Here is a 7552-nt window from a genome sequence, read left to right as displayed (position 1 = left end):
GACCTGACGCATCGAACCCCGCCGCCCCTCGGGCGAGGCCAGCCAGCGGAGCTTCTCCTCCGTGCCGGTGTCCGGCCACGGGTTGTGCAGCACGATCGCCAGGTCCGGGCGGGCCGGGATGCGCAACTGGGTGGCCTCCACGACCAGCGTGCCCACCGCCGGATGCGTCAGCTCCTTGCGCATCTGCCCGCCGGGCGCGACGTCCCGCCGCTCCCAGAGCTCGGCGAACTCGGGGCTGCGCTCCTTCGCCTCGGCCACGATCGCCCGGAAGCCCTCGTCGTCGGGGCATTCGGAGCAGGCGGCCCGGAACTGGGCGACGACTCCGGCCGCGGTCTCCCGCCAGTCCTGCTCCCGGCCGCGGTGGACCGGATCGGTGAAGAAGGCGATCACGCAGTTCTGCGGCCGGTCCGGCCCCATCCCCAGCACCATCGAGGCCGCGTTGTTGTACAGGATGATGTTCCAGTACTCGTCCATGATGTGCGCCGGGTACGGCATCCAGCTGTCGAGCAGCCGCTGCAGCCCCGCGCACATGTCCACGTTGGCCGGATCGACCTCCGGGGCGGGCGGGTTGAGCCCGGCGAGCACGTAGAGGTGACGCCGTTCGGCGCTGCTGAGCCGCAGCACCCGGGCCACGGAGTCCAGCACCTGCGGGGACACGGTGATGTCCCGGCCCTGCTCCAGCCACTGGTACCAGGAGACGCCCACCCCGGCGAGGACGGCGACCTCCTCACGGCGCAGCCCCGGGGTGCGCCGCCGGGCCCCGCCGTCCGGGAGGCCCGCCTCGGACGGGCTGACCCGCGCCCGCCACCGGATCGGTGCCCGGCGGACCCTGTCCGTCTCACTGCTGGGCCAGGGCCTGTTCTTCGCGGCGCTACTGGGCCTCGGCACGGACTCCGGCATCTGGCTGGCGACCGTCGCGGTCTCGCTGGCCAGCATGTGCCACCTGGGCGCGATCATCGCGTACGGGCTGACCGTCACCTCGGGCGTGCCGAACGAGGAGCAGGGTCTGGCGACGGGTCTGGTCACCACGACCCAGCAGGTGGGCCTCACGATCGGCATCCCGCTGCTCGGCGTGGTGGCGACCGCGCAGGCCTCCCTGTTCGACGAGGTCCGGATCGCGGTGGCAGTGGCCGCGGGCCTGCTGATCGTCGCCGCCGGTGTGGTGGCCGCGGGGCTGCGACGGGCCTCGTAGGAGGAACAGCGGGGGTGATCGGCGCAGTGAAAAACGGGGCTTGACCTCAAGTTTGCTTGAGGTATCAGAGTGATCTGCATGAACACCGAAAGCGCAGACATCAAGGCCATCGAGCAGGTCGTCACCACGGTCGAGCACACCCAGCGCGCCAAGGACGTCGAGGGGTTTCTCGCGCTCTTCCACCCCGAAGCGATCTGGACCACCGGCCACGGCAAGGTCCTGATCGGCTTCGACGAGATCGCCGAGTTCACCCGCGCCGTGCTGCCGGCAGCCAACTGGGACGGCGAGATCACGTACGAGGCCGTGCACACGCGATTCCTGAGGCCCGACGTGGCGGCCATCAAGGTCCGGCAGGTCTACCACGCGCCGGAGGGCGAGTCGGAAGGCGCTCCGCTCTACGTCATGACGAAGCAGGATGACGGGAGGTGGCTGCTGCACGCCTGCCAGAACACCGAAGTACGGGTCGCGTAGACCCCGACTGGCTCCGCGGCGGGGCGGCGGGTGACCGGCACGGTGCCGGTCACCCGCTACGGGCGGTCGAGCTTCAGCCGCTCCGCCCGGGGCAACCCCGCCACGACCAGGTCGTAACTGTCCTCGATCAGCTCACGCACTCTCGCGTCCGGCAGACCGGACACCGTCACGGTGTTCCAGTGCCGCTTGTTCATGTGCCACCCCGGCGCCACGGCCTCGTACTCCTCCCGGAGCCGCACCGCGTCGTCGGGGTCGCACTTGAGGTTCACCTTCAGCGGCCGCGCGTCCAGGGAGCTCAGCGCGAACATCTTGCCGAGCACCTTGAAGACGGACGCCTCCGGCCCGAACGGGAACTCCTCGGCGCTCGCGTTGAACCCGAGGCAGAACGCCCTCAGCTCCTTCGGAGTCATGCCGCCGCCTCCTCCTGCGGAGCCACCGGCTCCACCAGCACCGTGACGATCTTGTTCCGGCGGCCCGCCGGGGACTCCGCGGTCAGCCGCAGCCGTCGCCCGTCGGGCAGTTCCACCTCCGAGGAGGCGCCGGCGATCGGGACCCGGCCCAGCGCCTTCGCGAGCAGCCCGCCGACCGTCTCCACGTCCTCGTCGTCGTACTCGTCGAGGCCGAACAGGTCGCCGAGGTCCCCGATGTCCAGGCGCGCGGTGACCCGGAAGCAGCCGTTCTCCAGCTCCTGGACCGGCGGGAGTTCGCGGTCGTACTCGTCGGTGATCTCGCCGACGATCTCCTCCAGGATGTCCTCGATGGTGACGATGCCCGCCGTACCGCCGTACTCGTCGATGACGACCGCGACGTGGCTGCGGTCCTGCTGCATCTCGCGCAGCAGATCACCGGCGTTCTTCGTGTCGGGCACGAACGCCGCGGGACGCATCGCCGTGGAGACCAGATCGGCCTCCGACTCCCGGTTGATGTGCGTCTTGCGGACCAGGTCCTTGAGATAGACGATCCCGACGATGTCGTCCTCGTTCTCCCCGGTGACCGGGATGCGCGAGAAACCGGAGCGCAGCGCGAGGGTGAGTGCCTGCCGGATCGTCTTGTAGCGCTCGATGCAGACCAGGTCGGTGCGCGGCACCATCACCTCGCGCACGAGTGTGTCGCCCAGTTCGAAGACGGAGTGCACCATGCGGCGCTCCTCGTCCTCGATCAGCGACTCCTGCTCGGCGAGGTCGACCATCGCCCGCAGTTCGGCCTCACTGGCGAACGGCCCCTTGCGGAACCCCTTGCCCGGCGTCAGCGCGTTGCCGATGAGGATCAGCAGCTGCGGGACGGGTCCCATGATCCGGGCCAGCGGCAGCAGGACGTACGCCGCCGCCGTGGCGGTGTTCAGCGGGTGCTGGCGGCCGATGGTGCGCGGCGAGACCCCGATGGCGACATAGGAGACGAGGACCATCACCCCCATGGCGACGGCCAGCGCCTCCCAGGTCTCCGGGAGCTCCTTCAGACACGTGTACGTGACCAGTACCCCGGCCGACATCTCGCAGGCGACCCGCACCAGCAGGGCGACATTGAGATAGCGCGTCGGATCGGCCGCGACCTGTTCCAGCTTGTCGCCGCCGCGACGGCCTGAGCGGACCGCCTCGGCGGCCCGGAAGCTCGACGTACGCGCGATACCTGCCTCGGCACACGCCGCCAGCCAGCCGACGACGACCAGCACGACGACCCCGAAGACGAGGGGCAGGCTCACGAGACGGTCGGGGCGGGCGACGGGCCGGTCATACCGCGCTCACCGCGCCAGCCGTCCACGATCGCCGCCTGGAGGCCGAACATCTCGGCCTTCTCGTCCGGCTCCTCGTGGTCGTAGCCGAGCAGGTGCAGCACCCCGTGGACGGTCAGGAGCTGGAGCTCCTCGTCCATGGAGTGCTGCGTCTCGGCGTCCTCGCCCTGCTTCTTGGCGACCTCCGGGCAGAGCACGATGTCACCGAGGAGCCCCTGCGGGGGCTCCTCGTCGTCCTTGGCCGGCGGACGCAGTTCGTCCATCGGGAAGGACATGACATCCGTCGGACCCGTCAGATCCATCCACTGGATGTGGAGCTGTTCCATGGCGTCGGTGTCCACCACGATCACCGAGAGCTCGGAGAGCGGGTGGATCCGCATCCGAGCCAGTGCGTAGCGGGCGATGTCGAGGATCGCCTGCTCGTCGACCTCGGTTCCGGACTCGTTGTTGACGTCGATCGACATGGTGCGCTGCTACTGCTTCCCGTTGTGGCGGCCCTGGCCCTTGCCGGCCGGGCCGTCCTGTTCGCCTTGGCTGTCGTACTTCTCGTACGCGTCGACGATACGGCCGACCAGCTTGTGCCGGACGACATCCTGGGACGTGAGCCGGGAGAAGTGCACGTCGTCGATGCCCTCCAGGATGTCCTGCACCTGGCGCAGACCGCTCTTGGTCCCGTTCGGCAGGTCGACCTGGGTGACGTCACCGGTGACGACGATCTTCGAGTCGAAGCCGAGCCGGGTCAGGAACATCTTCATCTGCTCGGCGCTGGTGTTCTGCGCCTCGTCGAGGATGATGAAGGCGTCATTGAGCGTGTTGTGCGTCAGCAGGTAATCCTGCGTGACGTACAGCGAGTCCTCCGCCGCCACCTGGATGCACACGGACTCCTCACGACCGGCCGGCTCGATGCTGTCGATGAAACGCATCGGACGGCCGCCGCCGCCTGCCTCGTGGTACTTCTCCGCCTTACGGGCGAGGCGGAAGGGCTCGATGCCCTCGGGGAGCCGGATGTCGACGACGTGCGTGTCGTAACGGTGATATACCTCGCGGCCCTTCGCCCGCCCGGGTGCACGCCCTTCGGCGGCCCGGCGACGGGTGTACGCGACACCGCCGAGAGACTGCACGAGAGCAAGCACGTCGTCGCGCAGCATGATCGACGCAGTCGTGTACTGGACGCGGCAGGTGCGGTCCGACTGAGTGACCGGACCGCCGTCCGCGTCGAGCAGCCCTTGCAGCACGGCAAGGCGGACATCGGCGGAGTTGTAGAGGTAGGAGTCCGGGACGAACTTGGAATGCGACCGTGTCCCGACCATGTCGAGTGCCCGCAGGGCACGGGTAACCGGGTTCTCCAGCGTGACCACGTCGCCCAGAGCCTTCACCCTGTTCAGAACGTAGTCCGGCCCACCCTTGTGCCGTACGGAAATGCCCGGCAGCGAGCCCTCCAGCGCCTCGGCCAGTTCAGGATCCTGCGTGGCGAACGAGGGAGTCGTCGATCCGGTCAAGCAGCCGTCGCCGAGCAGGAGACCCAACGCGTACGGGTCCATCGGAACCTCGCGCTCGGGCATGCTGACGGGCGCCGTGAGCATCGGCAGCTCGTAGCGGCGTGCGTGTGCCGCGCGAAGGTTGCCGATCATCTCCTTGGTCTCCAGGACCCGCCACGGCTTGTCCCGGCGCTTGTCCGACGCCGTGCGAACGGTCCACAGATGCTCGTCGCAGCACAAGGTCCAGGAACCGTCCTGGGCGCTGACGCGGTAGATGTCCTTCTCGCCCTGCGGGTACACGCCGAGGACGGGGGTCGGCTCACCGTTCGAGCCGATGACCAGGTCCCCGACCTCAAGGGCACCGATGGGCCGCCAGCCGTCCGGCGTCAGGACGTTGGTGAAGACAGGCTGGCTCCTGCCGCGCATGTAGGCCAGCGGCGCCACCTCGATCGTCCCCGCCGCCATCAGCCGCGGGATCGAGTCCGGGTCGAGCATGTCGTGCAGCGCGTCGTAGAGCGGGCGCAGATACGGGTCGATCTTGTCGAAGAGCGTGCCGGGCAGGAAGCCGAGCCGCTCGCCCGCCTCGACCGCCGGGCGGGTCAGGATGATCCGGCTGACCTGCTTGGACTGCAGCGCCTGGACGGCCTTGGCCATGGCCAGGTAGGTCTTGCCGGTACCGGCGGGGCCGATGCCGAAGACGATCGTGTGCTTGTCGATCGCGTCGACGTACCGCTTCTGGTTGAGCGTCTTGGGGCGGATCGTGCGGCCGCGGCTGGAGAGGATGTTCTGGGTGAGCACCTCGGCCGGGGTCTCCGTGCCGTCCGCCTGGCCGTCGTCACTGGCCCTGAGCATCGCGATCGAACGTTCCACAGCGTCCTCCGTCATCGGCTGACCGGTGCGGAGCACCAGCACCATCTCGTCGAACAGGCGCTGGATCAGGGCGATTTCCGCCGTGTTACCCGTCGCGCTTATCTCATTGCCCCGGACGTGGATGTCGGCTTCCGGGAACGCCGCTTCGATCACGCGCAGCAGCGAGTCGCCCGATCCCAGGAGCATCACCATGGGGTGTGCGGCCGGAATCCTGATGTGGGCACGCGCCTGCCGCTGTGTTGGTGTCTGAGTCATGGGCCGGCCCTCGGGCCTGCACATACCTCCCGTTGCAGGGTTCTCGCTGCTCGACAACCTCTGGAGTACCAAGCGTACGACTCCCCACCGACAACGCCGAGAGGTTTTCGCGGGCGGAAAGCGGCCGGACAGGTCACGGACGGAAGCCGATCGTCGGGACGGCCCTGCGCAGCGGCCAGTGGCGGGCCGCCGACGGGAGCAGGTCCTGGAGGAACGCGTAGCGCTGGAGCGCCGCCGGGTCCTGGTCGGCGCAGGTGCGGACCTCCTGCCACCAGGCGGCGATCTCCGCCCAGCCGGGGGCCGACAGCGAGCCGCCGAACTCCTGGACCGAGAGGGCGGCGGTGAGTCCGGCGAAGGCGAGCCGGTCGGCGAGCGGCCAGTTGGCCAGGGTGCCGGTGACGAAGCCGGCGACGAAGACGTCACCGGCACCGGTCGGGTCGAGCGCCTCGACCTCGATCGCGGGGACCTCGGCGGCGGTCCCGGTGGCCGCGTCGACCGCATAGGCGCCCTCGGCGCCGAGGGTGACGACGGCGAGCGGTACGTGTTCGGCGAGTGCGTGCGCCGCGGCGCGGGGGCAGTCGGTGCGGGTGTAGCGCATGGCCTCCTGCGCGTTGGGGAGGAACGCCTGGCAGTGCGCCAGGTCGGTCAGGCCCGCCAGGTCCCAGCGGCCGGTCTCGTCCCAGCCGACGTCCGCGAAGACCATGGCGCCGCGGCGGGCCGCCGCGGCCACCCACGGCTCACTGCGGCCCGGGACGAGCGAGGCGACGGCGGCGCGGGCCCGGGGCGGGCACTGCGGGAAGGCGGTGGCGGCGCGCCCCGGTGCGGCTGGCGGCGGGGCCTCGTGGCCGTGCGAGACCATCGTCCGCTCGCCCTCGTACGCCATGGAGACGGTCACCGGGGAGTGCCAGCCGCGGACGGTGTGCGACATGGAGAGGTCGATGCCCTCGCCCTGCTCCAGCGCGTCCCAGCAGTACTCGCCGTAGTGGTCGTCGCCGAAGGCCGCGGCCAGTGAGGTGTGCAGGCCGAGCCGGGCCAGTGCGGTGGCCATGTTGGCGACCCCGCCGGGACTGGAGCCCATGCCGCGCGCCCAGGACTCGGTGCCGCGCACGGGGGCGCTGTCCAGGCCGGTGAAGATGATGTCGAGGAAGACCGTGCCGGTGAGGAAGACGTCGCAGTCCGGGTCCTGCGGCGCGCGCAGTCCGTCCAGTGGGTCGATTCCAGGAATCCCAGTGCTCACCTTGCACTCCCCGATCGTGGCAGTTCCGGCCAGTGTGCCCGATTCACTCCCCCGTCCGGGGGGCCCGCGCCGCGTCTGCGCACACAGAGTCTGACCTGCATAAACATGCGCTGCTACCCGTATAGAAGTGCGGCAAACGCATAAGTGAGCCAGATCACAGCGAGGCGACTTTCGGTCAGCCGGGAGCGCTTGATACAAATTGGCCCGCGAGCACCGTTGGGGGCAGTTTCCGGCGAGTGCGTCGACTTCCTCATATTTTCCGCATTTTCGCATTTCTGCCTTACCCCCTCGCTGTCTTCTCCGCCTCCTCTGGCATGTCT

Annotated in this window: 7 protein-coding genes and 1 pseudogene; 2 read left to right on the top strand and 6 right to left on the bottom strand. The window is 69.4% G+C overall.

The genetic code is table 11. The features are described 5' to 3' along the window. On the bottom strand, nucleotides 1–900 hold a 900-nt coding region (locus J1C73_RS33545; RefSeq protein ID WP_207319659.1), incomplete at its 3' end, for a helix-turn-helix transcriptional regulator. Here J1C73_RS33545 and J1C73_RS33540 point away from each other — a divergent pair. Both J1C73_RS33540 and J1C73_RS33535 read left to right on the top strand, forming a co-directional pair. Further along, nucleotides 809–1192: pseudogene (locus J1C73_RS33540) on the top strand (MFS transporter); the annotation flags it as partial. The gene J1C73_RS33545 and the pseudogene J1C73_RS33540 sit on opposite strands and share 92 nt — an antisense overlap. Before the next feature lie 78 nt (nucleotides 1193–1270). Beyond that, complete coding sequence (locus J1C73_RS33535) at nucleotides 1271–1663, top strand: SgcJ/EcaC family oxidoreductase (RefSeq protein WP_207319658.1); 393 nt, start codon at nucleotides 1271–1273, stop codon at nucleotides 1661–1663. A gap of 56 nt (nucleotides 1664–1719) precedes the next feature. Here the strand turns inward: J1C73_RS33535 and J1C73_RS33530 are convergent, their stop codons facing one another. The 5 genes from J1C73_RS33530 to J1C73_RS33510 all read right to left on the bottom strand — a co-directional run bounded on the left by J1C73_RS33530 (nucleotide 1720) and on the right by J1C73_RS33510 (nucleotide 7232). Next, on the bottom strand, nucleotides 1720–2073 hold the full coding sequence (locus J1C73_RS33530) for an MmcQ/YjbR family DNA-binding protein (RefSeq protein ID WP_207319657.1): 354 nt from the start codon (nucleotides 2071–2073) through the stop codon (nucleotides 1720–1722). Continuing rightward, complete coding sequence (locus J1C73_RS33525) at nucleotides 2070–3362, bottom strand: hemolysin family protein (protein ID WP_207319656.1); 1293 nt, start codon at nucleotides 3360–3362, stop codon at nucleotides 2070–2072. Before J1C73_RS33525 ends, J1C73_RS33530 begins: the two co-directional genes overlap by 4 nt. Next, on the bottom strand, nucleotides 3359–3856 hold the full coding sequence (gene ybeY / locus J1C73_RS33520) for an rRNA maturation RNase YbeY (RefSeq protein WP_207319655.1): 498 nt from the start codon (nucleotides 3854–3856) through the stop codon (nucleotides 3359–3361). The genes J1C73_RS33525 and ybeY overlap by 4 nt, the downstream gene beginning before the upstream one ends. A 9-nt stretch (nucleotides 3857–3865) precedes the next feature. Next, entirely contained in the window at nucleotides 3866–5995 is a 2130-nt protein-coding gene (locus J1C73_RS33515; RefSeq protein WP_207319654.1) for a PhoH family protein, read from the bottom strand. Nucleotides 5996–6128: 133 nt separating this feature from the next. Next, on the bottom strand, nucleotides 6129–7232 hold the full coding sequence (locus tag J1C73_RS33510) for a carbohydrate kinase family protein (RefSeq protein ID WP_207319653.1): 1104 nt from the start codon (nucleotides 7230–7232) through the stop codon (nucleotides 6129–6131). Between the last annotated feature and the right edge of the window lie 320 nt (nucleotides 7233–7552).

It is taken from the genome of Streptomyces laculatispora (genome assembly GCF_017353455.1).
Taxonomy (GTDB): Bacteria; Actinomycetota; Actinomycetes; order Streptomycetales; family Streptomycetaceae; genus Streptomyces; species Streptomyces laculatispora.
This window is presented reverse-complemented; position numbering and strand designations above follow the sequence as displayed.